The 24,498-nt window shown below is 69.9% G+C and carries 25 protein-coding genes and 1 tRNA gene; 11 read left to right on the top strand and 15 right to left on the bottom strand.

All coding sequences use genetic code 11. The features are described from left to right. Positions 1-118: 118 nt before the first annotated feature. From trmB to B0E52_RS16605, 4 genes are all read right to left on the bottom strand, one after another. Complete coding sequence (trmB, locus tag B0E52_RS16620; RefSeq protein ID WP_077485651.1) at positions 119-820, bottom strand: tRNA (guanosine(46)-N7)-methyltransferase TrmB; 702 nt, start codon at positions 818-820, stop codon at positions 119-121. Positions 821-1,041: 221 nt separating this feature from the next. Then, on the bottom strand, positions 1,042-1,842 hold the full coding sequence (locus B0E52_RS16615; RefSeq protein ID WP_077485649.1) for a thiazole synthase: 801 nt from the start codon (positions 1,840-1,842) through the stop codon (positions 1,042-1,044). Between the two features lie 241 nt (positions 1,843-2,083). Beyond that, positions 2,084-2,284, bottom strand: a complete 201-nt coding sequence (gene thiS, locus B0E52_RS16610; protein ID WP_077485661.1) for a sulfur carrier protein ThiS — start codon at positions 2,282-2,284, stop codon at positions 2,084-2,086. A gap of 54 nt (positions 2,285-2,338) precedes the next feature. Next, positions 2,339-4,591: a FecR family protein gene (locus B0E52_RS16605; protein WP_077485647.1), complete on the bottom strand. Its 2,253-nt coding sequence runs from the start codon at positions 4,589-4,591 to the stop codon at positions 2,339-2,341. Positions 4,592-4,833: 242 nt separating this feature from the next. On the opposite strand from B0E52_RS16605, the gene B0E52_RS16600 reads away from it, so the two are divergent. From B0E52_RS16600 to B0E52_RS16580, 5 genes are all read left to right on the top strand, one after another. Next, a tRNA-Gly gene (locus B0E52_RS16600) sits at positions 4,834-4,907 on the top strand. Between the two features lie 105 nt (positions 4,908-5,012). Continuing rightward, positions 5,013-5,465, top strand: coding sequence for a RimK/LysX family protein (locus B0E52_RS16595; RefSeq protein WP_077485659.1), 453 nt, complete (start codon positions 5,013-5,015; stop codon positions 5,463-5,465). Continuing rightward, positions 5,462-6,379, top strand: coding sequence for a 30S ribosomal protein S6--L-glutamate ligase (rimK, locus tag B0E52_RS16590; RefSeq protein WP_077485645.1), 918 nt, complete (start codon positions 5,462-5,464; stop codon positions 6,377-6,379). Before B0E52_RS16595 ends, rimK begins: the two co-directional genes overlap by 4 nt. 294 nt (positions 6,380-6,673) lie before the next feature. Continuing rightward, entirely contained in the window at positions 6,674-7,360 is a 687-nt protein-coding gene (locus B0E52_RS16585) for a response regulator transcription factor (protein ID WP_077485657.1), read from the top strand. After that, positions 7,344-8,627: a HAMP domain-containing sensor histidine kinase gene (locus B0E52_RS16580; RefSeq protein WP_077485643.1), complete on the top strand. Its 1,284-nt coding sequence runs from the start codon at positions 7,344-7,346 to the stop codon at positions 8,625-8,627. The genes B0E52_RS16585 and B0E52_RS16580 overlap by 17 nt, the downstream gene beginning before the upstream one ends. Before the next feature lie 96 nt (positions 8,628-8,723). On the opposite strand, the gene B0E52_RS16575 is transcribed toward B0E52_RS16580, so the two are convergent. From B0E52_RS16575 to B0E52_RS16550, 6 genes are all read right to left on the bottom strand, one after another. Further along, complete coding sequence (locus B0E52_RS16575) at positions 8,724-9,158, bottom strand: hypothetical protein (RefSeq protein WP_077485641.1); 435 nt, start codon at positions 9,156-9,158, stop codon at positions 8,724-8,726. A gap of 29 nt (positions 9,159-9,187) precedes the next feature. After that, the gene (locus B0E52_RS16570; RefSeq protein ID WP_077485639.1) at positions 9,188-10,366 is read right to left on the bottom strand and encodes a glutathionylspermidine synthase family protein; all 1,179 of its coding nucleotides are present in this window, start codon (positions 10,364-10,366) and stop codon (positions 9,188-9,190) included. Next, positions 10,366-10,908, bottom strand: a complete 543-nt coding sequence (locus B0E52_RS16565; RefSeq protein WP_077485637.1) for a DUF1190 domain-containing protein — start codon at positions 10,906-10,908, stop codon at positions 10,366-10,368. Before B0E52_RS16565 ends, B0E52_RS16570 begins: the two co-directional genes overlap by 1 nt. A gap of 77 nt (positions 10,909-10,985) precedes the next feature. Beyond that, complete coding sequence (locus B0E52_RS16560; protein WP_077485635.1) at positions 10,986-11,471, bottom strand: hypothetical protein; 486 nt, start codon at positions 11,469-11,471, stop codon at positions 10,986-10,988. A 25-nt stretch (positions 11,472-11,496) separates the two neighbouring features. Next, positions 11,497-12,444 (bottom strand): serine/threonine protein kinase, encoded by a 948-nt coding sequence (locus tag B0E52_RS16555; protein WP_077485633.1) that lies wholly within the window; start codon positions 12,442-12,444, stop codon positions 11,497-11,499. Next, the gene (locus B0E52_RS16550) at positions 12,441-12,881 is read right to left on the bottom strand and encodes a hotdog fold thioesterase (protein ID WP_077485631.1); all 441 of its coding nucleotides are present in this window, start codon (positions 12,879-12,881) and stop codon (positions 12,441-12,443) included. Before B0E52_RS16550 ends, B0E52_RS16555 begins: the two co-directional genes overlap by 4 nt. Positions 12,882-12,946: 65 nt before the next feature. Between B0E52_RS16550 and B0E52_RS16545 the strand changes: the two genes are divergently transcribed. Beyond that, positions 12,947-14,002 carry a 2Fe-2S iron-sulfur cluster-binding protein gene (locus B0E52_RS16545; protein WP_077485655.1) on the top strand — a complete coding sequence of 352 codons (1,056 nt, stop codon included), beginning with the start codon at positions 12,947-12,949 and terminating at the stop codon, positions 14,000-14,002. A 71-nt stretch (positions 14,003-14,073) separates the two neighbouring features. Here B0E52_RS16545 and B0E52_RS16540 read toward each other — a convergent pair whose 3' ends face one another. The 3 genes from B0E52_RS16540 to B0E52_RS16530 all read right to left on the bottom strand — a co-directional run bounded on the left by B0E52_RS16540 (position 14,074) and on the right by B0E52_RS16530 (position 15,570). Then, positions 14,074-14,520, bottom strand: coding sequence for a rhodanese-like domain-containing protein (locus B0E52_RS16540; RefSeq protein ID WP_077485629.1), 447 nt, complete (start codon positions 14,518-14,520; stop codon positions 14,074-14,076). Positions 14,521-14,609: 89 nt separating this feature from the next. Next, complete coding sequence (locus B0E52_RS16535; RefSeq protein WP_077485627.1) at positions 14,610-15,023, bottom strand: hypothetical protein; 414 nt, start codon at positions 15,021-15,023, stop codon at positions 14,610-14,612. A gap of 67 nt (positions 15,024-15,090) precedes the next feature. Continuing rightward, complete coding sequence (locus tag B0E52_RS16530) at positions 15,091-15,570, bottom strand: YiiD C-terminal domain-containing protein (protein ID WP_256363992.1); 480 nt, start codon at positions 15,568-15,570, stop codon at positions 15,091-15,093. A gap of 123 nt (positions 15,571-15,693) precedes the next feature. Between B0E52_RS16530 and B0E52_RS16525 the strand changes: the two genes are divergently transcribed. From B0E52_RS16525 to B0E52_RS16505, 5 genes are all read left to right on the top strand, one after another. Further along, positions 15,694-16,407, top strand: coding sequence for a uroporphyrinogen-III synthase (locus B0E52_RS16525; protein WP_254426850.1), 714 nt, complete (start codon positions 15,694-15,696; stop codon positions 16,405-16,407). A gap of 54 nt (positions 16,408-16,461) precedes the next feature. Next, on the top strand, positions 16,462-17,577 hold the full coding sequence (locus B0E52_RS16520) for a uroporphyrinogen-III C-methyltransferase (RefSeq protein WP_254426849.1): 1,116 nt from the start codon (positions 16,462-16,464) through the stop codon (positions 17,575-17,577). Next, positions 17,574-18,827, top strand: a complete 1,254-nt coding sequence (locus tag B0E52_RS16515) for a heme biosynthesis HemY N-terminal domain-containing protein (protein ID WP_077485623.1) — start codon at positions 17,574-17,576, stop codon at positions 18,825-18,827. The genes B0E52_RS16520 and B0E52_RS16515 overlap by 4 nt, the downstream gene beginning before the upstream one ends. 128 nt (positions 18,828-18,955) lie before the next feature. After that, positions 18,956-19,975: an alpha/beta hydrolase gene (locus B0E52_RS16510; RefSeq protein WP_077485621.1), complete on the top strand. Its 1,020-nt coding sequence runs from the start codon at positions 18,956-18,958 to the stop codon at positions 19,973-19,975. A 375-nt stretch (positions 19,976-20,350) separates the two neighbouring features. Beyond that, on the top strand, positions 20,351-21,247 hold the full coding sequence (locus B0E52_RS16505) for a crotonase/enoyl-CoA hydratase family protein (protein WP_077485620.1): 897 nt from the start codon (positions 20,351-20,353) through the stop codon (positions 21,245-21,247). Here B0E52_RS16505 and B0E52_RS16500 read toward each other — a convergent pair whose 3' ends face one another. Both B0E52_RS16500 and B0E52_RS16495 read right to left on the bottom strand, forming a co-directional pair. Then, complete coding sequence (locus B0E52_RS16500) at positions 21,248-23,434, bottom strand: ATP-binding protein (protein ID WP_077485619.1); 2,187 nt, start codon at positions 23,432-23,434, stop codon at positions 21,248-21,250. A 4-nt stretch (positions 23,435-23,438) separates the two neighbouring features. Next, complete coding sequence (locus B0E52_RS16495; protein WP_077485617.1) at positions 23,439-24,497, bottom strand: two-component system response regulator; 1,059 nt, start codon at positions 24,495-24,497, stop codon at positions 23,439-23,441. Position 24,498 lies beyond the last annotated feature (1 nt).

Genomic DNA, 24,498 nt, shown 5'->3' with positions numbered 1-24,498 from the left:
GGGTTGCGATGTTGCTTGTTTCGAGCGCGGGCCTCCGCAATGCCTCCCTCTCCCCAACCCTCTCCCGCATGCGGGAGAGGGGGCAAACGAGACGCCGCCCAAGAGGGCGGCGTGGCTTTCATTTCATTGAAGCGCGGTACAGCAGATCCCACACGCCATGCCCCAGCTTCAAGCCGCGCCGCTCGAAGTGGGTCTCGATGCGCCAATCCGGCTTCTCGGCGTACTGGCCGGGAGTGAGGGCATTGCGCCAGTCGGGCGCGGCTTCCATCGTTTCCAGCATGTGCTCGGCATAGGGTTGCCAGTCGGTAGCCAGGTGCAGCAGGCCGTCGGGCGCCATGCGCGAGGCGAGCAAGGCGACGAACGCCGGCTGGATGATGCGGCGCTTGTTGTGGCGCTTCTTGTGCCAGGGGTCGGGGAACCAGATGCGCGCCTCGGCCAGCGTGCCCGGCGCGATCTCGTGCGCCAGCACCTCCACCGCGTCGTGCTTGTACAGGCGCACGTTGCGCGCGTCGCGCGCGGCCAGTGCGTTCATCAGCCGGCCCACGCCGGGGCCGTGCACTTCCACGCCGAGGTAGTCGCGCGCCGGGTCGTGCTCGCTGGCCCAGGCCAGTGCCTCGCCGTTGCCGAAGCCGATTTCCAGCACCAGCGGCGCGAGCCGACCGAAGCGCGCGGCGTAGTCCTGCGCGCCGCCGGTGTAGTCGATGCCGAAGCGCGACCAGTGCTCGTCGAAGGCGCGCTGCTGCGCCGGCGTCATGCGGCCTTCGCGGAGCACGAAGCTGCGGATGCGGCGGAGATGTTCGGGGACGGGATGGTCGGTCATGTCAGGCGAAACGTGTCGAGTGAATCCCTCTCCCTCCGGGGGAGGGTGCCGGCAGGCGGGTGAGGGTGCGGGCGGAGCGGAGAGCCGTGGACCAGATCTGCGCGAAACGGCTGTGGCGCGCTTCGGCCGAACCCTCTCCCCCAACCCCTCTTCCTCGCTCCTCAAGGCAGGGCCATCCATGGCCCTTCCCCGCGTCCGAAGGGAGAGGGGAGCAAGGCAGGTCAGCCGATGGTGCCGTCGATCGGGCTGGAGGCCGAGGCGTAGCGCTTGCGCGGGATGCGGCCGGCCTTGAACGCGGCGCGGCCGGCCTGGATCGCCAGCTTCATCGCGTGGGCCATCAGCACAGGGTCCGTCGCGCCGGCGATGGCGGTGTTCATCAGCACGCCGTCGCAACCCAACTCCATCGCCACCGCGGCGTCGGAGGCGGTGCCCACGCCGGCGTCGACGATGATCGGCACCTTCGCGTTCTCCACGATCTCCAGCAGGTTGTAGCGGTTCTGGATGCCGAGGCCCGAGCCGATCGGCGCGGCCAGCGGCATCACCGCCACGCAGCCGATCTGCTCCAGCTTCTTCGCCAGGATCGGGTCGTCCGAGGTGTAGACCATCACGTCGAAGCCGTCGGCGACGAGTTCTTCGGCAGCCTTCAGCGTTTCCACCACGTCGGGGAACAGCGTGCGCTGGTCGCCCAGTACCTCCAGCTTCACCAGCTTGTGGCCGTCCAGCAGTTCGCGCGCCAGCTTGCAGGTGCGCACGGCGTCGGCCGCGTTGTAGCAGCCGGCGGTGTTCGGCAGCAGGGTGAATTCGTCCGGTGGCAGCACGTCGAGCAGGCTGGGCGTGTTCGCGTCCTGGCCGATGTTCACGCGGCGGATCGCTACCGTGACGATCTCCGCACCGGCCGCCTGCGAGGCCGCGCGGGTCTCGTCGAAATCCCTGTACTTGCCGGTGCCGGTGAGCAGGCGCGAGGCGTAGCTCTTGCCGGCGATGACCAGCGGGTCGGCGATGTCGAGGGTCTTGAGGTTCATGGGGAATATGAAAGTCGGTTTGAGGAACCTGGGATTCATCCGCTGCGCGGATGGACGATGTTGCTAACCTCGCGCATCCTGCGCTCGCCAAGCAACCCGGCCCTTGGCTCCTGCCTCGGGCGTGATTCGCGCCATCCCTGGCGCTCTCCCTGCGGGCCGCCTGCGGCGTTCGGGTGCGCTCTTGCGCACCTCGTCGCTCGTGCGGCTGATGCCCTTCAAGGCATCAGCCAGGCGCACGCGTTCACCCTCCGCCGATCGCGTGCACGATCTCGAGCTGGTCGCCGTCGGCGAGGGTGCGGCTGGCGTGCTGGCCGCGCGGCACGATCTCGCGGTTCAACTCCACCGCCACGCGCCGACCGCCGTAGCCAGCGGTTTCCAGCAGCTGGGCGATGGTGGTGGCGGGAGCGCAATCGCGCGGCTGGCCGTTGAGCGTGATCTGCATGCGCCCATTGTAGCCGCTGGCGCCGGATCGCGGCGCCAGCGGCGGCGGCATGCCTCAGTGCTGCTGCTCATCCTTGCGCGGCGGCGGGGGCTTGCGCGCCGGTTCGGCGTGCTGCTGCGATTGCGCGGCGGGGCGGGGCGCCTCGTAGCGAGGTTGCGGTTGTTCGTAGCGCGGCTGTGGCTGGTAGGTCGGCCGGGCGTACTCGCGCGGCGGCTGGTATGCCGGCTGTGGCGGGTTGTCCGCCCGTTCGAAACGCGGCGGCGCGGCTTCGCGCATCGGTTCGGCGCGCTGCGGCTGGTGAGGCTGTTCGCGCGGTGGCACGTAGGCCGGCGCGGGAGCGCGCTCGACCGGCGCGGCGGGCTGCGGCGCGCGTTCGAAGCGCGGCGGCTGCGGCAGCGTGCTGGCCGGGCGTTCGTTGCGGTAGTCCGGTTGCGGGCGCGCCGGTTGCTCCGGGCCGGCGATGTAGCTCACGCCCGGTCGCGGTGCCTGGCGCGATTCGGTTGGCGTCGCGCGGCGGATCGGCTCGACCGCGGGCAGGCTGCGCTCGTCGCTGCGCGGATGGGCGAAGCGCGCCGAGGGCAGGGCGCCGGCCTGCGCCGGGGCCGGTTCCGCACGGCGCACGTCCGGCTGGCCAGCGGGGGCATTCGGGGCGCGCATCATGCGCGGTTGTGGCGGGACGGCGCGGGCCGCCTCGGGCTGCGGCGCGGCGACCGGGCGCGGCACGCCACGGCCGTTCAGCACGCGCACGTTCGCGAACGGCGTGGCCGTGCGTTGCGGTTGGCGCGCGGTCGCCGGAGCGAAGCTCGGATGCACCGCGGGCAGTGCGCGCGGCGGCGGCGTGCGCGCCACCACGTTGCGGCGGAAGTCGGCGGTGGGCAGCGGTCGCGCCTGCGGCCCGCGCGGCGGCGCCACGCTGCGCGGGGCCGGGCGCAGCGCGCTCACGCCGCGGGCCAGCACCGGTGCGGCGGCGAGCTGGCGCGGGTCGACGCGCAGCAGGCCGCGCTGCACGCGCTGGCCGCCGGCGAAGGCCGTGCCGGACACCGCGGTGAAGCCGCGCGGCGCGGCACGGTTCGCGTAGCGCTGGTTTTGCGGCGCACGTCCCTCGCGGTAGTAGTTGTACTGGTTGTTGATGTTGTTGATCACCGTGGTGCGGTAGACGGTGTTGTGCACGTAGATGTTGGTGACGTTGACGCGACGGTAGTAGTCGCGGTCGCAGTGGTACCACGGGTTGTAGACCTCGCCGGGGCCGAGCGGGAACCAGCCCACCGGCGCGCCGCCGCCGATGCCGACCGACACGCTCCAGCCGCCGCCGCCCACGAAGGCCACCAGTGCCGGCGCATACACCGGGCGTGCCACGACCGGTCCGGGGATCCAGCCCCAGGCACCGCGGATGTACGCCCAGCGGCCGTAGTGATACGGCGCGAAGCCCCACGGCGAATCGTCCACCCAGGTCCAGCCCCACGGCGCGACATAGGCCCAGTGGCCGTCGCGGTACGGCGCCCAGTCCGTCGGCACCTGGCTGGGGTACCAGACCGCGCCGTAGTCGGGGCTGCTCTGCCAGCTGCCGTACTGGTCGAGGTCCTGGTAGCCGACCACGTCGTCGGATACGTAGCGACGCGTCTGCGATCGTGCGTAGCGCTGGTCGCGCTCGCTGCTCCACGCGTCGAAGGCGTCGCCGCCGCCGATGTCGCTGACCGTCAGCGCCGCCAGCGAGGCGTCGTCGAACTGGTAGCTGCGGCCCTGGAAAACGTCGTGCTGCGCGTTGTTCTCGCCGTAGACCGTGGCCTGGCCGTCGAACACGGTGACGCGGGTGCCGTTGCCGCCGTTGTCCACGTCCACGCGGAAGGTGCCGGGGCTGGTGACTACCAGTGCCAGCGTGGGCGTGTCGATCTCGTAGCTCTGGCCCTGGTCGAGGCGGCGCACGCTGAGGTTCAGCGCGCCCTGGGTCAGCTCCACCTGGGCGAGGTTGTCGTTGAGGTTGAGCAGGCCGAAGTCGGTGCCGCCGGCCATGCGCAACACGCCGCCGCCCAGTTCCAGTTCGGCACGCGAGCCGTCGCCGGTGGAGAGGCGGTCGCCGGTGGTCAGCGGCCGGTTGAGGTCGGCGCTGGCCCAGTCCTGGCTGCCGGCGGGCAGGAAGCCGAGGTCGCCGGCGATGTACGACAGCCGCGCCACGCGGTCCGGCGGCGCGGCGTCGCTGTCGTCGGCGGATTGCGCTTGGGCCAGCGCGGCCACGGCACACAGCAGCAGCACAGCCAGCGCTCGGCCGACGTGGCGCCACGAAGCAAGCAGGGAAGCAAGCACACGCATCGGAGTCTCCCGGTTCCAGGCGCAACGCGAGCGGCGGCGGTGGCCGTCCCAAGGCACGCTGCGCGACGTGCATTGACGGTCCGATTATGCCTACGGTCGGGATTAGGGCCGGCTTAGTTTTCGCGGCGACCGCGACCATGGTTCAGCGGGCGGATATCCAGCGGCCGGCGACGGTTCATGCCGGTGCGGCCGGGCGGCGATTCCCACCGCGCCGTTTCCCGGGTTACCATCCGCCGGCCGATGCGGGTGTAGCTCAATGGTAGAGCTGTAGCTTCCCAAGCTACTGACGAGGGTTCGATTCCCTTCACCCGCTCCATGGCTTCCCCGCCATGGCCTGCCGCCCCATATCGCCACCCCAGCGAGCGCGCCGACACCGATGACGGATCCGATCACTCCGAGTCCGCTCGTGCCGGAGCCGATCATGCCGGGTCCGACCGTACTGGGCTGGCGCGAACGGCTGGCGCTGCCGCAACTCGGCATCGCCCAGCTCAAGGCCAAGCTCGATACCGGCGCGCGCAGCAGCGCGCTGCATGTGGAAACGCTGGACAGCTTCCTGCGCGACGGCGCGGTGTGGCTGCGCTTCACCGTGCGCGCCGGGCGGCATCCGGCGGACGCGGTGCATTGCGAGGCGCGCGCGCTGGACCGGCGCGTGGTCACCGACACCGGCGGCCACCGCACCGAGCGCTGGTTCATCCGCAGCGAGATCCTCTTGGCCGGGCGGCGCTTCGATGCCGACATCAACCTGACCGATCGGCAGCACATGCTGTTTCCCATGCTGCTCGGCCGCAGCGCCCTGCACGGGCGCTTCGCGGTCGACCCCGCGCGCGCCTACACCCAGCCCCGGCTGCCGCTGGCGGCCACGGATCATCCATGAAGATCGCCATCCTCTCGCGCAATACGCGCCTGTACTCGACCCAGCGGCTGGTGGACGCGGCGCGCGCGCGTGGCCACGTGGTGCGTGTGCTCGACCCGCTGCGCTGCTACGTGCGCATCGCGCCAGGACACGTGGCGATGCGCTACAAGGGCAAGCCGGTGCGCGACATCGACGCGGCGATCCCGCGCATCGGCACGCAGAGCACGTTCTACGGCACCGCGGTGTTGCGCCAGCTGGAGACGATGGGCGTGTACACGCCGAACTCCTCCGATGCGGTGCTGCGCGCGCGCGACAAGCTGCGCAGCCTGCAGATCCTCGCCGCGCAGGGCATCGCGATGCCGGTCACGGTATTCGGCGACAACCCCGACGACACCGAGGACCTGCTCGCGATGCTTGGCGAGCCGCCGCACGTGATCAAGCTCAACGAGGGCAGCCAGGGCAACGGCGTGGTGCTCGCCGAGAAGCGCAGCGCCTCGCAGAGCGTGATCGAGGCGTTCCGCGGCCTGTACGCGAACTTCCTGGTGCAGGAGTTCATCGCCGAGGCGAAGGGCTGCGACCTGCGCTGCTTCGTGGTCGGCGGCAAGGTGGTGGCGGCGATGCAGCGCGAGGCCAGCGCGGGCGATTTCCGCGCCAACCTGCATCGCGGCGGCAGCGCGGTGGCGGTGAAGCTGAGCGCGGCCGAGAAGCGCATTGCCGTGCGCGCCGCCGAAGCGCTGGGCCTGGGCGTGGCCGGCGTCGACCTGCTGCGTTCGGAACGCGGGCCACTGGTACTGGAGGTGAACGCCTCGCCGGGGCTGGAAGGCATCGAGGCGGTTACCGGCGTGGACGTGGCCGGTGCGATCATCGAGCTGCTGCAGACGCGGGTGGGCGACACGCCACGTGTCGCACGACGCGGCAAGACAAACGCGACATGAATGTCGCACGCGGGGGTTAACCCGGTCCTAACCCCCAAGCTTCTATAAACGATTCCGCTGTCGATTTGCCCGAAGCGTGCCGTGAGGTTCGACGACGGTGGATGGCGGTAACGGGACGAGCCCTGAGCCCGGATGCGGCGGCGACCAGCCGGCACATCCGGGTTTTTTCTTGGGCGAGTTTTCCCGGATGCAGTCATTCAGGCCGGAGCCGGCTGACCGCGAGTTATCAGTGCCGCAAATGTTAAGCTTGCGGCTGGGCCGGCCCGTGCCGCCGGTGACACCATGGAGCAGCGCATGCGCGTACTGGTGATCGAAGACAACAGCGACATCGCGACCAATATCGGCGACTATCTGGAAGATCGTGGCCATGTGGTGGACTTCGCCGGCGACGGCGTCACCGGCCTGCACCTGGCGGTGGTGCACGACTTCGACGTGATCGTGCTCGACCTCACCCTGCCCGGCATGGACGGGCTCGAGGTGGCGAAGAAGCTGCGCCACGAGGCGCACAAGCAGACGCCGATCCTGATGCTCACCGCGCGCGACGCGCTGGAGCAGAAGCTCACCGGCTTCGAGTCCGGCGCCGACGACTACATGACCAAGCCGTTCGCGTTGCAGGAACTTTCCGCACGGCTGGAAGTGCTGGCGCGCCGCGGCAAGGGCCCGCAGAGCCGCGTGCTCAAGGTGGCCGACCTCACCTACAACCTCGACACGCTCACCGTGAGCCGCGCGGGCAAGGCGATCCAGCTCAACCCGATCGGCCTGAAGCTGCTGCAGGCGCTGATGGAAGCCAGTCCTTCGGTGGTGACGCGGCAGGACCTGGAACAGAAGGTGTGGGGCGAGGAGCTGCCCGACTCCGATTCCCTGCGCGTGCACATCCACGGCCTGCGCGCGGCGATCGACAAACCCTTCGACAAGCCGCTGATCCACACGCGGCACGGTATCGGCTACAGGATGGTCGAGCCGGATGCAGTCCAGGCGTAAGCTCCGTTTCCGTCTCGTCCTCTCCTTCGCGCTGTTCGGTTTCGGCCTCAGCGTGCTGTTCGCCGTCGCCTCGTTGTACGTGCGCTCCAAGGTGGAAGACCAACTGGTGGTGTCGGCGCTGCAGCACGACGTCGATCAGGCGGTCGACAAGGTCATCGCGCATCCCGACCAGTCGGTCAGTTCGGAACTGATCCAGGCTTGGATCAAGAGCGACCGCACGCTCTACAAGATGCCGCTGGCTTGGCAGAACCTTGGCACCGGCGTGCACGACATCACCGAGACCGACGCCAACGGCGTGCTGCGCCACTACAAGCTGGCGGTGCGGCGCAAGGACGGCATCATCGGTTTCGTGCGCTACGACGTGGGCCGCGAGGAGCTGGGCAAGCGCCAACTGGTCACTTCGCTGATCGCGGTGGTGCTGCTGTTCAGCCTGTTGTCGCTGGCGATCGGCCTGTGGCTGTCGCGCAAGGTGCTCAAGCCGGTGACCCTGCTGGCGAACCGCCTGCGCGATTTCCGCAAGGCCGGCAAGGCCGAGCCGCTGGCGCAGCATTTCGCCGACGACGAGGTGGGCGAGCTGGCGCACGCGCTGGACGAATACGCTGCGCGGCTCACCGCGATGGTGGAGCGCGACCGCGAGTTCAACTCCGATGTCAGCCATGAGCTGCGCACGCCGCTGGCGGTGATCGCCAGCACGACCGAGCTGCTGCAGGGCTCGCCGGATCTCACGCCCAAGCTCGCCGAGCGGCTGAAGCGCATCGAGCGCGCCTCGCGCCAGGCCACCGAGCTGATCGAGGCGTTGCTGTTGCTGTCGCGCGCCGAGCGGCGCGGCCCCACCCGCGGCGAGACCACCGAGGTGGCCAAGGTCGCCGCCGACGTGATCGAGAGCCAGCGGCCGCAGGTGCGCGGCAAGCCGCTGGAGATCGAACTGGCGGCGCACGAGCCGGTCAGCGTCAACGCGCCGGCCTCGGTGCTGTCGGTGGCGCTCACCAACCTGATCGGCAACGCGATCAAGTACACGCTGGAGGGCACGGTGCGCGTCGAGGTGGGCGCGGGCCGCATCGAGGTGATCGACACCGGCCCCGGCATCAAGCCGGAGGATGCCGAGAAGCTGTTCCAGCGCGGCGTGCGCGGCGAAGGCGCGGGCGGCAGCGGCGCAGGCTTGGGCCTCGCCATCGTGCGCCGGCTGTGCGAACTGTACGGCTGGGAGGTGTCGATGCGTCCGCGCACCGACGCGAACGGCGCGATCGCCAGCATCGTGTTCGGCTGAGCATCCCGCGCGGAAATTGTAGGAGCGGCTTCAGCCGCGACCGTGGCGCGAGGAATCGCGGCTGAAGCCGCTCCTACGGCCGCTCCTCCACGGCGATCAACGCAGCTTCAATGCCAGCCAGGACAGCAGCGCCAGCAGGTTGATGCCCAGGTGGGCGGCGGCGGGGCCGCCGACGGCGAGCACGAAGGCCTGGCTGCCGAAGTGCGCGGCCAGCCCCAGGTGCGGCGGCAGGTGCAGCGTGGTGAACACGTTGACGTAACCGCCGCAGTGCAGCGCCCAGCTGAACACCGGCGTGGCGATCAGCGGCAGCTGCAGCAGTTGCGCCCAGCCCGACCAACGTACGCCACGCTCGCTGTTCTCCAGCAGCAGCACGCCCGCCACCAGCACGAAGGCATACAGCGCCAGGCCGATCAGCGCGACGATGCCGTCGTGCGCGCGGAACGGCAGCAGGCGGTACAGCATCTGGATCATGCCGTAGCCGCCGCCGGCCACTTCGAGGATGCCGATCAGGCGGAACAGGATCTGGCGCACGTGGCGTCCCTTCTGGAAAAGCGCGCAGCTTACGCGATCAATACGCCGCGTGCTTCTTCCACGATCACATGTGGCACGAAGCTGGCGCTGTCTTTCGTGATCGGCGTGGCATCCTCGCGCAGCCCCATGCCGCAGGCGCGGTCGCCCACCACCCAGCTGCCGATCAGCGGATAGCGGCCGTCGAATGCGCCCAGCGGCTGGCAGGCCTGGCGGATGCATGGCCCGCCGTAGGGGCCGCCGGTGGCGAGTTCGCGGCCGTCCGGGAGCCGCATCGCGACGTTGGCGCCCTCGCGCGAATGCAGCGGCTTGCGCACCCAGCCGCGCGGCAGTTCGCCGCCGTCGTCGAACGTCGCCGGCAACAAGTTGGGGTGGCCAGTGTGTGCCTCCCACAGCAGCGGCAGGATGCCCTTGTTGCTGAGGATGGCCTTCCACGGCGGCTCGATCAGCTGCAGGCCGGAGCGTGGCAGGTACTGGCCGAAGGATTCGCGGAACAAGTCCTCCAGCGGGTACAGCTTGAACAGGCAGCCGATCACCTGGTCGTCGAGGTCGGTGTAGCGGCCGTCGGCGGTGACGCCGATGTCCTCGATCGCCAGCTGCTCGCCATCGATGCCGGCCTGCAGCGCGCAGTCGCGCAGGTAGGCCACGGTGCCCTGGTCTTCCGTAGAGCCGCGCACGGCGGCGAGCCGGAATGGCCGCGCGATGGAGCGGGCGATCGTGCCGAACGCCTCCACCAGCGATTCCTGGATCGAGTTGAACTGGTCGGCGCCGGCCGGCAACGCGCCTGCCGCGAGACCATCCTCCAGCCATTGCCACTGGAAGAACGCCGCTTCGAACAGCGAGGTGGGCGTGTCGTAGTTGAGCTCGTAGAGCTTCGCGGGGCCGGTGCCGTCGTAGGCGAAATCCATGCGGCCGTAGAGGTGCGGCGCGCGCTCGCGCCAGCTCGCCGCGATCCAGTCGCGGAAGCCCTCCGGGATGGCCAGTCTTTCCATGTCGCGTTCGCTGCCCACCACGCGCCCGACCATGTCCAGCGCCATCGCGTGCAGTTCCTCGGTGGATGCCTCGATGTCGCGCTCGATCTCGCGCAGACTGAATGCGTAATACGCCGTCTCGTCCCAGTACGGCGCATCGTCGATGGTGTGGAAGCCGAAACCGCAGGCGGCGGCCTTCGCACGCCAGTCGGCGCGCTCGGCACAGGCGACGCGTCGCATCAGCCGCCGGCGCCGCGACTGCCGGCGGATTCGCCGAAGCCGCCGCGGCTCACCGTCACCGCGCGATCAGGCGTGGCGCTGATCGGCATCATCGCGGTGCCGGTGCCGCCGCGGTACACGCCGCCGGTGCCACCATCCGCGGCCGGGCGCTGCCAGCCGCCATTGCTGTCGCGGAACGCCGGCGCGCTGTTGAAGCCGCTGGCGGCCGTGCCGTTGCGCAGCATCTGCGACAGGAAGAAGCCGGTCATCATCGGGCCGAAGAACGAGTGGCCGCCGCCGTCGTTGCGTTCCGCGCACTTGTCCGCGCCATAGTTCGCCTCGCATTCCGCGCGGTTGGCGAAGCGCGGCGCTTCGGTGGTCGCCTCCTGCTGGGCCTTGGCGAACGCCTGCTGGCAGGTGGCGCTGTCGTTGGTCGCCGCCACGCAGGCCTCGACCGAGGTGTACAGGCCTTGGCGCGAGGCCTCCGAATCGGAGTTGCACGCGGTCAGCAGCAGCGGGGCGCTGCCCATCAGCAGCAGGGCGGCGGTGCGGGATCGTTTCATGGTCGTGCCCAAAAGAGAACTCGGCCTAAGCATGCCTGCCTGGACGTATGGATGAAAGTTCTTGCTACGCAACTCTTTTATTTGAATGGCGGTGGGGGTGATGAGCTGAATGGCATCAAGTCGACACGGCTCAGGATCGTCAGCATGGCGATGGCAAGCAGATTGACTCCGACAAGGTAACCGGCGCTCGATGTGCCGTGAGGATGAACTTGCAGGACATAGGCCGAGCCAATGAAGCCATTCAGGCCGAACTCGCTGCCGACGTATATCAGGAAGCTTGCGCCGGTGTAGAACAGATAACTGAAGCTGGTCGACTGCACGATGGGTACCTGCGCGATCAGCAGCAGGCGAGTCGCGCGCAGTCCGAGCTCTTCTCCAAACCACAGGCCTACGGCCGCTGCGCCGATGGCCAGATAGATCAGCACGGTGATGGTGCCAAGCACGGGCGACGTTGTAGGTGAGCCCAACGCATCGATGCCGATGATGATGCCGAGCACGGCACCCAGGCCGAGCGACATGCAGGTGGCACGCACCAACCAGTGAGTCACGCGGATTTTCGTCATGACTGCTCCCCCTGCCACCATTCCATCACGCTTCGAGCGCGTCGGCCAGCTCGTGCAGGTCGGCGATGTGCTCGTCCCACCAGCGCGCCTCGGCCGCGAACGGGAACGCGGCGGGGAAGGCGGGATCGTGCCAGCGCTGGGCGATCCAGCCCGCGTAGTGCAGCTGGCGCATCGCGCGCAGTGCGGGTACCAGCGCGAGTTCGGCGTGATCGAAATCGCGCAGCTGGGTGTAGCCGTCCAGCAGCGCGCGCATCGCCGCGTCGTCGCTGGCGAGCATCCACAAGTCCTGCACCGCGGGACCCGTGCGCGCATCGTCGAGGTCGACGAAGTGCGGGCCGGCATCGGTCCACAGGATGTTGCCGGGATGACAGTCGCCGTGCAGGCGCAGCGTGCGTACGGGGCCCACGGCATCGAGGCGCGCGGCCACCGCGGTGTCGAGCCGTTGCGTTGCGTTGCGGTAGGCGGCGTGCAGATGTGCGGGCAACAGGTCGGAGGCCAGCACCGCCTGCACCGGCTGCGCGATCAGCGTGGCGCGATCCAGCACGCCGCGATGCGCGAAGGCCTTCCGCGCGCCTGTTGCATGGAGGCGGGCGAGCAGGCGACCCAGCCATTCCAGCTGCTCGCGCGACTCCAGCGTGGGCGCGCGGCCACCGCGCCGCGGCGACAACGCGTAGCGGTAGCCGCCGTGCTCGCGCAGGCTGCGGCCAGCGAACACCAGCGGCGCCACCATCGGCACCTCGTCGTCGGCCAGCTCACGCGCGTAGGCGTGCTCTTCGAGAATCGCCGCATCGCTCCAGCGGCCGGGGCGGTAGAACTTCGCGATTACCGGCACGGCATCCTCGATGCCCACCTGCCATACGCGGTTCTCGTAGCTGTTCAGCGCCAGCAGTCGTCCGTCCGGCCACAGCCCGCAGGCAGCCACGGCGTCGAGCACGAGGTCGGGGGTGAGGCCCGCATAAGGCGTTTCGTTCAATGCGGCGCCACCACGTCGGCCGGCACCACCGCCATGGTGATGCGCGACACGCACACCAGCCGTTGCCGCTCGTCCTCGATGCGGATTTCCCACACTTGGGTGCTGCGGCCGGTGTGCAGCGCCTTCGCGGTGCCGGTGACCGTGCCTTCGCGCACGCCGCGCACGTGATTCGCGTTGATCTCCAGACCCACCGCGCGGAACTTCGCCGGATCGAGCGTGAGCATCGCCGCGGTGCTGCCCAGCGTCTCGGCCAGCGCCACCGAGGCGCCGCCGTGCAGCAGGCCGTAGGGCTGGTGGGTACGGGCGTCCACCGGCATCGTGCCGCGCAGCCAATCCTCGCCGATCTCGGTGATGCGGATGCCCAGCACCGCCATCAGCGTGTTTTCGCTCCACGCGTTGATGTGCGCAAGGTCGATGTCCTGCTGCCAGATGCCCATGTTTGTCCCTAGTCCGCGAGGAAAGTCGCATTGTCGGCTGGGGCCATCGCGGCGACAATGTGCGCGTGTACACCGTCACCCTGCAAAGCACCGGCCGTCGCTTCGACGTGGCCGCGGGCGAAACCGTGCTGGAAGCCGCGCAGCGCGCCGGCATCGCCTTGCCATATTCCTGCCGCGCCGGCGTCTGCGGCAGCTGCAAGGCCACCTTGCTGGCCGGTCGCTGCGACTACCCGCGCAACCCGCCGCTGGCGCTGGATGCGGACGAGCGCGCCCATCACGCCGTGCTGTTGTGCCAGGCGGTGCCGGCCAGCGACCTGCTGCTGGCGGCGCGCGAAGTCGCTTCGGTGGAGGACATCGTGCGCCGCCGGCTCACCGTGCGCGTGGCCGGGAAGCACACGCTGGCGCCCGACGTGACCGGCCTGCACCTGGAGCCCGTCGACGGCGAGCCGCGCCTGCAATGGCTGCCGGGGCAGTACCTCGACGTGCTGCTGGACGAGGACCGGCGCCGGCCGTTCTCGATCGCCAACGGGCCGCAGCCGGACGGCACGATCGAACTGCACGTGCGCCATGTCGCCGGCGGCGGCTTCACCTCGCGGGTGGCCGACGGGCTCGCGGTGGGCGACACGCTGCGCATCGAGGGGCCGTTGGGCACCTTCGTGGCGCGCGAGGATTCGGAGCGGCCGATGATCTTCGTGGCTGGCGGCACCGGCATCGCGCCGGTGAAGGCGATCGTCGAGCACTTCCTCGCGCTGGGCACGCGCCGGGCGATGGATGTGTACTGGGGCGCGCGCCATGCGGCGGACCTGTACCTGTTGCCGCAGATCGAACAGTGGCAGCGACAGGCGCGGCAGTTGCGTTTCCATGCCGTGTTGTCCGACGTGGCGCCGGACGCCGCCGCGCCGCTGCGCACGGGGCTGGTGCACGAGGCGGTGCTGGCCGATCACCCGGATCTGTCGGCGCACGACGTCTACATGAGCGGACCGCCCGCGATGATCGACATCGCGCGCCATCGCTTCGTGGCGGCGGCCTTGCCGGAGGAGCGGCTGTACTACGACTCGTTCGACTACGCGCCGGACGTGCTGGCGCAGATCATCGCCAAACGCGCGGGTTTCCACCTGTAGGAGCGGCTTCAGCCGCGACCGGCTGAGGAATCGCGGCGGAAGCCGCTCCTGCAGCCGTTCCTGCGACGTGCCTATTTGTTGCCCTTCGCCACCGGCAGCTGCGCCGCGTGCCAGGAGAGTACGCCGCCGCCCAGCGTGTAGACCTTCTGGAAACCGGCCTTGACCAGGCGCTGCGAGGCCTTCACCGAGTTGCCGCGGCCGTCCTTGTCCATCACCACCACCGGCAGTTCCTTGGCCTTGGCCAGGTCCTTGTGCTCGGGGTCGAATTGGCTCATCAGGACGTGGCGCGCGCCGGGCACGTGCATCTTCTCGAAGTCGGCGATCGCCGAGAGGTCGATCAGCAGCGGGCTGTCGCGGTTGATCAGCTGGGTGAGGCCGGCCGGCGTCAGCTCCTTGCTCTTGCCGAACAGCAGGCCGACCTGCACCACGATCAGCGCGATCAGCAGGATCGCGAACAGCGCGGCCAGCGCCGCATGGTTGCCGATGAACTGGGGCAGCTTGTGCAGGAAATCTTGCATGTCGGGTCCACGGGGCGCGACAGTCGCGCCGGTACGGTCAAACCGGCGATTATACGGACATCCGTTGCCGCCATGAGCTTCGCCCGCCATCAGTCCTGCCGGATGTCCGGCAGGCCGCTTTCCAGCCACCAATGCTTCAGCTTCTCGTCGTAGCGCCAGACCTGGCGCGCGGTGATGCCGCGCTCGGCCTGGGTGTGGATGTTGATGAGGCGGATCTGCACGGTCTGCTGCACTTCGTTCTCGCCCAGCGGCACCGGGCCGGCGCCGTCGTCGTAGTCGCTCACCGTGACCTGCCGGTAGCGCGCCAGATCGAGATCGGTGGGCGGATGTGCCTTGAGCACCGCGGGATCGACGAACTGCAGCGCGCTCTGCAGGCCGTTCCAGCGCACCGCGTTGCCGTAGGCGGTGAGCGTGGAGGTCAGGGCGTCGTTGCGCGTGTTGGCGGCGCAGCCGGCGAGCAGCAGGACGGTGCTGGCGATGAGCGGAAGCAAGATGCGGCGCATGCGGTGTTATCCCCCGGGGAGCCGCCCCATTCTGCGGCGGCGGGCGCGCCGCTTCAATCGGGGAGTTTCAATCGCGGCGCTTGGCCACGAAACGGGCGGTCAGCGTGGCGGCGGGCTGGCCGTCCGTGCCAGGCACGCGGCAGGCCAACTCGATGCGCGCCTTGCCGCGCGCACGCAAGGTGTCGAAGAACGTGGCCCAGTCCGCGCCTTCCGCCAGCCGCGCCTCGGCATCGAAGTCCCCCCACACCGGCTGCAGGTAGCGCACCATGGATTCGCCCACGTACACGTCGCAGTCGTGGCCCAGCCGACGCAATGCCAGTTCCACCAGGCCCCAGCCGCACAGCGTCATCAGGCTCACCAGGCTGCCGCCGAACGCGCAGCCCTTGTCGTTGACGTTCGGCGCCAGCGGCGCGCCCAGCACCAGCAGGTCATCGTCGTGCGCCTGAAGTTCCAGCTCCATCGCCTGCGCCAGCGGGATCTTGTCGCGGATGAAGCGCACCAGGTCGTGCGCGGCGTCGGTGCCTGGGTTCACGGGCGATGGGTTCACGGACTGTCCATGGGCTGGCGATGGCAGCCGTTACACTGCGGGCTGGCCGAATCATGCAGATGTGGGGCGCGCGTGGTTTCCTCAAGTGCAAGCAAGTCGCCGGCGTTGCTTGGTCGCGTGGTCGTGATCACCCGCCCGGCCGGCACCGCCGTCGCGCTGGCAGGGCGCGTGCGTGCGTGCGGCGGCGTGCCGCTGCTGTTGCCGGGGCTGTCGCTGCGTGGCGCGACGGATGGCACGGATCTGCGTGCGGCGATGCGCGCCGCGCTGGGCGATGACGTACTGGTGTTTACCAGTCCCGCCGCCGTGCGTTTCGCCGCCGCCCTGGCGCCGTTGCGCACGAAGGCCGCGGTGCTGGCGGTGGGGCAGGGCACGGCGCAGGCGTTGCGCCGGCATGGCGTGTCCGCGCAGGCGCCGTCGCGACAGGACAGCGAAGGCCTGCTCGACCTGCCGGCCACGCAGGTCTTGCGCGGCCGGCGCGTGGCCTTGGTCGGCGCGCCCGGCGGTCGCGGCATGCTGCGCGAGCAACTGGCCGCACGCGGCGCGCGTCTGCGCGAAGTGCAGGTGTATCGCCGCGTGCCGCCGCGGCTGGATAGCCGGCATGTCGATGCCGTGCTGGCGCTGCCGCGTTCGGCGCGTGTGCTGCTTTCCAGCGTCGAGGCACTGCAGAACCTCGTCAACTTCTTGCCGCTGCCGGCACTGGCGCGCCTGCGCGCGGCGGTGGCCGTGACCAGCAGCGCGCGACTGGCGAAGGCGGCACGCATGGCGGGTTTCGCGCGCATCGTGCAGGCCGAGTCCGCGCTTGCCGCCGATCTGCTCAGGGCCGCGGCGTTGCGCTGATCGTTTCACGGCCTTGCAACGAACGTCCCGGGCCTGCCTGTTAGCATGCCGGGCATGAGCGAACACGAGCCCGCACCGTCCGCCACGCCTGCGTCCACGCCGCGTGCCACGAAACCCGCCTCGCGCGACGCCGCCCCTCGCGGCGGCAGCATCGCGCTGGCGCTGCTGCTGGCCTTGCTGGCCTTGCTCGCAGCCGGTTACGTGGGTTGGCGCCAGTGGCAGCAGAAAGTTGGCGTCGACACGGCCGTGCTGAGCACGATGGATCTGCTCAACCGTGTAAATGCTCTGGAGCACAAGCTGGATAGCCTGAAAGGCGGTGGTGCAAGCCTCGCCCAGCGCCTGGATGCCGCCGACCAGCTCGACCGCTCGTTGCAGGCTGCGCAGCAGTCGCAGGGCGATCGCCTGCGCCAACTGGAAGACGCGGTGGGCAAGCTCTCCGAGAACACGCTTTCCGCGCGCGACGCCACCTTGCTCGACGAGACCGAGTCGCTGCTGCGCATGGCCAGGGAACGCTACGAGCTGTTCCACGACGCGCAGGGCGCGGCGGCGGCGTATGCGCTGGCTGCACAGGCGCTGGCTGCGGTGAACGACAGTGCGTTCGCGGGTTTGCGGCAGAGCATCGAGGCGGAACGTCGCGCCTTGCTCGCCAGCCAGCCGACCGGCCAAGCCCAGGCGCTGGCCATGCTCACCACGCTGCGCGGCATGCTGCCCACGCTGCCCCTGAAGCCGCTGGACGCGCCGGCGAGCGCATCGTCGACCAGTGCGTGGTCGCGCATCGGCCGCGCGCTGGCCGGCGTGGTCAGCGTGCAGCGCGACAACGGCGCACCGCTGGCGGTGGCCGATGCGCGCTTCGCCCGCGAGCTGCTGGCGCTGGATCTCGCGCAGGCGCAGGCCGCGCTGCTCGCGCACGATCCCAAGGCCTTCGCCACGGCGCTGCAGCGCGCCGACGCCGGGCTCGCCAGCCAGTTTGACGAGCACGCCGAGTCCGTGCAGCAGGCACGCAATACGTTGCGGCAGCTGATCGATGCTGCGCCGAACAACGCGCCGGTGCAGCTCGGCGCCGCGCTCACCGAACTGCGCAACCTGCGCGCAGTGCATGCGCTGTCGAACAACCCCGCGCCTGCCGCCAGCGCGACAGTGCCGGCGCACGCTGCGGGAGCCGCGCGATGAGCCTGTGGCGCTGGATCCTGCTGCTGGCGATCGTCGCCGCGCTGGCGGCGTTCGGCTGGCACTGGGTGGCGGTCGATCCCGGCTACGTGCTGGTGCGCCTGCGCGGTTGGCGCGTGGAGACCACGGTGGTCGCCGCCCTGCTCATCCTGCTGGTGGCCTGGGCCGTCCTCGTCGTGGTGTGGCGGCTGCTGCGCTGGCCATTCGGCGCGCTGTCGCGGCGGCATCGCCGGCTCAGCCGCAAGCGGCTGGCCGAGGGCCTGATCGCGCTGATGGAGGGCCGCCACGGCGACGCCGAGCGCGACCTCAACCGCGCCTCGCGGCTGGATGCGTTGCGTGGTGTCGCTCTGCTGGCTTCCGCCGAAGCCGCCTCGCGCCGCGGCGAGCATGGCCGCGCGCTGGAAATCCTCGCCGAAGCTTCGCAGGCCGCACCGCAGGCGGCGCGCGTGCTGCGCGCCCGCGTGTTGCGCCGCGACGGCAAGGCCGCCGAAGCGCTGGCCCTGCTGGTGCCCGATGCCGACAAGGGCGCGCTGCCGCCCGGCGGCTGGCGCGAACTCGCGCTCTCCGCGCTGGTTGCGGGCGACACCCGCCGCGCGCTCGCCGCGCTGGAACCGCTGCAGAAAAGCGGCGCGCTGGGCACGCGCGGCTACACCGCGCTGGAAGCGAGGGTGCTGGTCGCCGCCATCGACACGGCGCCCGACGGGGCCGCGCTCAACACGCTGTGGTCGCAACTGCCCAAGACCCAGCGCCGCGCCCCCGCCGCGATCGACGCCTACGCCCGCCGTGCCGCCGGCTTCGGCCTGGTGCTGCCGGCGATGGACGAACTCGAATCCGCGCTGCGCCGCGAATGGTCGCCGGAACTGGTGGAAGCCTACGGCGTGCTCGCCGGCGGCGACCTCGACGCCCGCCTGCGCCGTGCCGAGGGCTGGCTCGATGCCCATCCCAACGACGCCGCCCTGCTGCTCGCCACCGGCCGCATCTGCGTGCGCGCCAAGCTGTGGGGCAAGGCCCGCCAGTACCTCGAACGCGCGCTGGCGCTGGCACCAAGCGCGAGCGCGTGGGAAGCGCTGGGCGATGCCTGGCAAGGCCAGGGCGACGCTACCCAAGCGCAACGCTGCTACCGCAACGCGCTCGCCATGACCCGCGGCGAAACCGTGCGCCAGTCCGCCAGCCAGACCGCTGGCGTGATCGACACCAGCGCCATCGCGGTCGAGGAGCGCGACGAGCACGGGGTGCCGCGGTTGCGCGGATAGGACGCTGCTCACGTTTTTCGGGGATTTCGATACCCGCGATCACGCTTGGGTGCTTGCCGACAAATTTCCAAGTCGCGAACTTCCACCTGCGCGCCCGTGTCCCAAGGCAAACCCAACGGGAGACGCGCATGAAACTCCGGCACCTCGGACCTCTGGTCGCGACCTGCACGGTGCTGCCGTTGGCCACCGCAGCGATGGCCGCGCCGGCGACCCTCGCAAAGACACCGGAAAGCTACGCCAAACCGGGCCAGCGTATCGCCATTGGCCAGGGCCGCTACCTCAACGTGCGCTGCAGCGGCAGCGGGCCGATGACCGTGCTGCTGGAGTCCGGCTCGCATGCTGATTCGGAGAGCTGGTTCCGCGTGCGGCCGCTGCTGGCAGCGCGGACGCGCGTCTGCTCCTACGACCGTGCGGGCTATGGTTTCAGCGATGCTGGGCCGTTGCCGCGCGGGCTCGACGCCGACGTGGCCGACCTGCATGCGCTGGTCGAAGCCGCCCATCTGCATACGCCCCTGGTGCTGGTGGGCCATTCGCTGGGCAGCAACATCGTGCGTCGCTACGCCAGCGGGTATCCCGGCGAGGTCGCCGCGCTGGTGTTGGTCGATCCGCCCGCTCAGGACCTGGCTCGTTTCATGTCGGCGCAGTGGATGAAGGACGATGCGATGCTGGACCAGCAGCGCGATGCGTTCATCGCGGGTTGCGAGGCTGCCGCCGAGCGTGGCGAGTTGGCCAGGCCGTCGCCCGCGCTGGCGCAGTGCATCGACAAACCGGCGCCATGGGAGAGCAAGGCGGTCGCCGCGGCCAATCATGCGCGCACGCTGCGTCCGGCGTTCTGGCACACGCTGCGCTCGGAACTGGCGCAGAACGTGTCGGTGTTCGCGCAGCCGGTGCCTGCAAACGAATCGCACGGCACCATGCCGCTGGTGGTGCTGCAGGCCGCGGGCACCTATGCCGACGCGCCCGCCGACATGCGCAAGCGGCTGGAGGCGGCGCGCGACGCGACCCAGCGACGCATCGTGGCGAGCTCGGCCCGTGGCGTGCTGCGCAAGGTGGCCGACAGCTCGCACGACGTCGAGCTGGATCAGCCGCAAGCCGTGGCGGATGCGGTGAAGCAGGCGCTGAAGGAGCTCGCACCAGCGCACGGTTGATCAGCGCGGCGGCGCAACGCTGGCGTAGCTCACCACCAGCCACGCTGCCCACGACCGCGAGTTCACCGGCAACCGCGTGTGTGCGCGCCGCTGCCTACGGCGCTGACCACCACGCCTTCGGCGAAGCCGGGGTGGCTGACGCGCGGGCCAGGCTTCACCAAAGCATCACATGCTGGCCAGTGGCTGATCGTGACGGCCGTGGCGCGGCTGGATACGCAGCGTGCCATCGATCCGGTGCATGCAACTCCCTGTACCGGGCGTTTCCTTGCACTCACGGGCGTTTGGGTGCATAGAGGCCTCCGGGCCCCCCTTGACGTACCTTCCGTGTCCCGCCGGCCACGGGGCCCGGGCTGGCATCACCCGTCTGGAGCGACCATGGCTACCGCGATCCTCGAGAAGCTTGCTGCTGCCCCCCGTTACCCCACCCTGCGCGTCACCGAGAGCGCCGATGCCGCCGTGCACTGGTGCCACATGCACGCCGATCTGGCCAGTTCGCCCGGCCGCGCCTGCTTCAAGCCGGCACTGGTTGCCGACATCCTGCAGTACCAGAACGTCCTGGGCGACCGCCTGCGCCGGGAGCGCATGTTCGGCGAAGCCGGCCTGCGGCACGTGGTGCTCGCTTCCGACTGCGATGCGTTCAACCTCGGTGGCGACCTGGAATACTTCTGCAACGCGATCCGCCACCAGAACCGTCCTGCCCTGCTGACCTACGCCCGGCAATGCGTGCGTGGCGTGCATGCGTTCCATGCCGGGCTCGATGCCGATGCGCACAGCATCGCGCTGGTGCAGGGCGATGCGCTGGGCGGCGGCTTCGAGGTCGCGCTGAGCTGCCATACCATCGTGGCGGAGGAAGGCGTCGGCATGGGGCTGCCGGAGGTGCTGTTCGACCTGTTCCCGGGGATGGGGGCCTACTCCTTCCTGTGCAAGCGCATCCCGCCGCATCGGGCCGAACAGCTGATGCTGAGCGGCGACATCCTGTCCAGCGAAGAGCTCTACAAGATGGGTCTGGTGGATGTCCTGGCCCCGCGCGGGCAGGGCGTGCAGGCGGTCGAGGAAGTCATCCGCGGCAACCGCCGCATCCCGCACGCGCGCATGGCCATGCATCGGGTCCGGACGCTGGCGCAACCGGTGACCCTGGAAGAAATGATGGCGATCACCGAGGTCTGGGTGGATACCGCGCTGCAGCTCGGCGAGAAGTCGCTGCGGACCATGGAGCGGCTGGTGCGCGCGCAGTACCGCCGGCATGGCGAACCGACCGCCGCGCAGGCCTGATCATGACGGCTGCGGATTGTCCTCGCGCGCGGGTAGCCAGCTCCCGCGCGCTTGCAGCGCCTGTTCGCCCTCGTGCAGGCGCTGGGTCAGGCTTTCGCAGTGGCGCCGCCAGTCGCGGTCCAGCTCGAAGGCGGTCATCCGCATCAGGGCGCCGCTCAAGCCGGCGCACTGCACCAGGCCGAGATTGCCGGCAATCCCCTTCATGGCGTGGGCATGCTCGCGGAACTGTTCCCAGTCGGCCTCCGCCCCGGTCTGGCGCATCTTGGCCAGCGCCACCCGCGCGTCGGTAATGCACTGGCCGATGAAATCGGCTTCGAAGACCTTGCCCATCCCGAGCGACGCGAGTTCGTCCAGCACCGACGGGTCCAGCACTTCCGCGGAGGAGGCGTGCGCGACCGGTTGCGGGCTGTCCGCTGCCTCGCCGTCTCCGCCGCTCAGGATCGCCGCAATGGCGTCGAGCAGTCTGCCGGCGGCAAAGGGCTTGGTGATGAACGCGCGGGCCCCGGCGTTGCGGCAGGCCTGGGCCGATTCGGGGGTGGCATCGGCGCTGATGATCACCACCGGGGTACGGGCGCGCGAGCCCGCTTCCATCACGCGCAGCTGACGCAGCAGGTCGATCCCGCTCAGCGACGGCATGTGCAGGTCCAGCAGCGCCAGCTCGAAGCCGCCGCCCACCAGCGCATCGAGCGCGACTTCGCCGTCCTCCACCGTCATCACCCGGTGCCCGGCCTTCTGCAGCACGCCCTGCAGGAGCAGGCGGTTGGCGGCATGGTCGTCGGCGACCAGCACGCGGGCCGACTTGATCCGCGCGCGATGGCGCGAGAACGGATCGGCGAACGCGATGACGTTGTGCGCAGCCGACGGCGCAGGCGACAGGCGCGCGTCCGCGGCCGGCGCTGTGCCGCTGTCGGTTGTGCGTACGGACTCGGCGGCGAGATCGAACGGCAGCTCGACCCAGAAGCTGCTGCCGACGTTCTCGTGGCTTTCGAACCCGATCGATCCGCCCATGGCCTCGGTCAGGCCCTTGGCGATCGTGGTACCCAGCCCGCTGCCCTGGTGCTTGCGAACCAGGCTGTTGTCGACCTGCTCGAAGGCCTCGAACAGCCGCGCGCGCGCCGATACGGGAATGCCTATGCCGGTATCCGACACCGTGAAGCGCAGGCGCACCGGCCCCGCGCCGGCCACGGCGGATTTCGCCACCGTCATGTGGACCTCGCCCGACGCGGTGAACTTGATCGCGTTGCTGAGCAGGTTCACCAGCACCTGTTGCAGGTGGCGGGCGTCGCCGCGCAGTTGCACCGGCACTTCCGGCATGACCGTCACCGCGTAGTCCAGCCGCTTCGAGCGCGCCTCGGGGCGCAGCATCAGGTTGATCTGCTCCAGCAAGGCATGCAGGTTGAAGCTTTCCTGCTTCAGCCGCAGCTTGCCGGCCTCGATCGCCGAGATGTCCAGCACGTCCTCCACCAGCGCCAGCAACGAGCGGCTGGCGGCCTGGATGGTTTCCAGGTAGCCGCGCTGCTCCGCGTCCAGCCGGGTGCTCGCCAGCAGCTCCGACATGCCCGACAGCCCGTTCAGCGGCGTGCGGAACTCGTGGCTCATGTTGGCGAGGAAGCGGCTCTTGGCCAGGTTGGCGCGCCGGGCTTCCTCGATCGCGGCGGTCAGCGCCTTGAGCAGGGCGGCGAAGTACAGCGGCACCGCGACCAGGCCCAGCAGCAGTCCCCAGGACAGGTAGCGGTTTTGCAGCCAGTAGGGGGTGAACGTCATCATCTCCCCGAACGACAGCGTGGCCAGCGCGGTGGAGGCGTACAGGTAGCGCGGCCCGTAGCGCATGCCGTTGCCGATCGTGACCCACAGGTACGCCGCGTACAGCGGGGAGGCCGATTCGCCCTGCAGGTACATGACCCCGCCGATCGCCGCGTAGTCGGCCAGCATCCCCAGCCAGCGCCGCAGCTCCGACGGCTGCGGCGCCGCGAGGATCGCGACAAGCAGGCCGATCGACAGGCCCAGTTCGCCGAGCAGGATCAGCCAGGTCGAGAACAGCGCCGGGGTGTCGTTGCCCCAGCCGACCTTCCAGCCGAGATAGATGGAGAACAGCAAGGTGATCGCGATGCGCACGAATACCTGCGCATGCTCGCTGTCCGCGCGCCCGCGCAACCGCAGGCGCACCCAGGCCAAGGCCTGGCGCACGCGGTCAACGCCAGTCACGATGGAGCGGAACATGGGAGTAGCGTTCGCAGATGCCGTGCAGCTGCGGCAGGTTGTCCATCAGGGCGCGCACGCAGTCCGGATCCAGCAGCACGCCGCTTTGCGTGCCGATGTATTCGAGCGAGCGCTCGATGCTCCAGGCCTCCTTGTACGGGCGCGGCGACAGCAGGGCGTCCAGCACGTCGGCCACGGTGGTCACCCGCGCCTCGATCGGGATTTCCTCGCCGGCCAAGCCGTCCGGGTAGCCTTTGCCGTCCCAGTGTTCGTGGTGGCGCAGCGCGATCTGCGCGCCCGCCTGGATGAAGCGGCTCTGGCTGTCCTGCAGCAGCTGGTAGCCGATGCGCGGGTGCTGCTGCATGCGCGCACGTTCCTCCGCGTCCAGCGGGCCCGGCTTCAGCAGGATCGCGTCGGGGATGGCGATCTTGCCGATGTCGTGCAGCGGCGCAGCCAACTCGATCATGCGGACCTGATCTTCCGGCAGCCCCAGCCCCTCCGCGATCAGTCCGGCGATGTGCGCCATGCGCTCGAGAAAGGCGCTGGTGCCGGCGTCGCGGAGTTCGATGGCCCGCGCGAGCCGCGACAGCGTTTCGCGCTCGCGTTCCTCGACTTCGTGCATGCTGGCGAGGAGCCGCTGCTCCAGCGACAGCGAGCGTTGCTTGATCGATTCCGACTGCTGGCGCAACTGCAGCAGGTTGCGGCAACGCGCGCGCAGCTCGCGCGGATGGATCGGCTTGACCAGGAAATCGATCACGCCGGCATCCAGCGCCGCCTGCCGCACCGGTTCGTCGCCCACCACCGTGACCAGCACGATGGGCACATCCCGGTTCCGCAGCGGCTTGCGGAAGGCCTTGGCCAGTTCCAGCCCGTCCATACCCGGCATGCGGTAGTCCAGCAGCAGCAGGTCGGGCCGGTTGTCCTCGCACCAGTCCAGCGCCGCTTGCGGCACGCCGAAATCGTGCACGACGAGCTGTGGCCCGATGTCCTGCACGATGTGTCGCAACATCGTGCGGGCCGAAGCCTGGTCGTCGACGATCACGACATCCATG

The organism is Rhodanobacter sp. C06, assembly GCF_002001105.1.
Classification (GTDB): Bacteria; Pseudomonadota; Gammaproteobacteria; order Xanthomonadales; family Rhodanobacteraceae; genus Rhodanobacter_A.
The sequence above is the reverse complement of the archived record's forward strand: the minus strand, read 5'-3'. Positions and strand labels throughout refer to the sequence as shown.

Bases quoted from the DNA above. Each gene is read 5' to 3' on its own strand.
- trmB (WP_077485651.1), bottom strand. From the start codon at position 820: ATGACCGACCATCCCGTCCCCGAACATCTCCGCCGCATCCGCAGCTTC.
- B0E52_RS16615 (WP_077485649.1), bottom strand. From the start codon at position 1,842: ATGAACCTCAAGACCCTCGACATCGCCGACCCGCTGGTCATCGCCGGC.
- thiS (WP_077485661.1), bottom strand. From the start codon at position 2,284: ATGCAGATCACGCTCAACGGCCAGCCGCGCGATTGCGCTCCCGCCACC.
- B0E52_RS16605 (WP_077485647.1), bottom strand. From the start codon at position 4,591: ATGCGTGTGCTTGCTTCCCTGCTTGCTTCGTGGCGCCACGTCGGCCGA.
- B0E52_RS16595 (WP_077485659.1), top strand. From the start codon at position 5,013: ATGCCGGGTCCGACCGTACTGGGCTGGCGCGAACGGCTGGCGCTGCCG.
- rimK (WP_077485645.1), top strand. From the start codon at position 5,462: ATGAAGATCGCCATCCTCTCGCGCAATACGCGCCTGTACTCGACCCAG.
- B0E52_RS16585 (WP_077485657.1), top strand. From the start codon at position 6,674: ATGCGCGTACTGGTGATCGAAGACAACAGCGACATCGCGACCAATATC.
- B0E52_RS16580 (WP_077485643.1), top strand. From the start codon at position 7,344: ATGCAGTCCAGGCGTAAGCTCCGTTTCCGTCTCGTCCTCTCCTTCGCG.
- B0E52_RS16570 (WP_077485639.1), bottom strand. From the start codon at position 10,366: ATGCGACGCGTCGCCTGTGCCGAGCGCGCCGACTGGCGTGCGAAGGCC.
- B0E52_RS16565 (WP_077485637.1), bottom strand. From the start codon at position 10,908: ATGAAACGATCCCGCACCGCCGCCCTGCTGCTGATGGGCAGCGCCCCG.
- B0E52_RS16560 (WP_077485635.1), bottom strand. From the start codon at position 11,471: ATGACGAAAATCCGCGTGACTCACTGGTTGGTGCGTGCCACCTGCATG.
- B0E52_RS16550 (WP_077485631.1), bottom strand. From the start codon at position 12,881: ATGGGCATCTGGCAGCAGGACATCGACCTTGCGCACATCAACGCGTGG.
- B0E52_RS16540 (WP_077485629.1), bottom strand. From the start codon at position 14,520: ATGCAAGATTTCCTGCACAAGCTGCCCCAGTTCATCGGCAACCATGCG.
- B0E52_RS16535 (WP_077485627.1), bottom strand. From the start codon at position 15,023: ATGCGCCGCATCTTGCTTCCGCTCATCGCCAGCACCGTCCTGCTGCTC.
- B0E52_RS16520 (WP_254426849.1), top strand. From the start codon at position 16,462: ATGAGCGAACACGAGCCCGCACCGTCCGCCACGCCTGCGTCCACGCCG.
- B0E52_RS16515 (WP_077485623.1), top strand. From the start codon at position 17,574: ATGAGCCTGTGGCGCTGGATCCTGCTGCTGGCGATCGTCGCCGCGCTG.
- B0E52_RS16510 (WP_077485621.1), top strand. From the start codon at position 18,956: ATGAAACTCCGGCACCTCGGACCTCTGGTCGCGACCTGCACGGTGCTG.
- B0E52_RS16505 (WP_077485620.1), top strand. From the start codon at position 20,351: ATGGCTACCGCGATCCTCGAGAAGCTTGCTGCTGCCCCCCGTTACCCC.
- B0E52_RS16495 (WP_077485617.1), bottom strand. From the start codon at position 24,497: ATGGATGTCGTGATCGTCGACGACCAGGCTTCGGCCCGCACGATGTTG.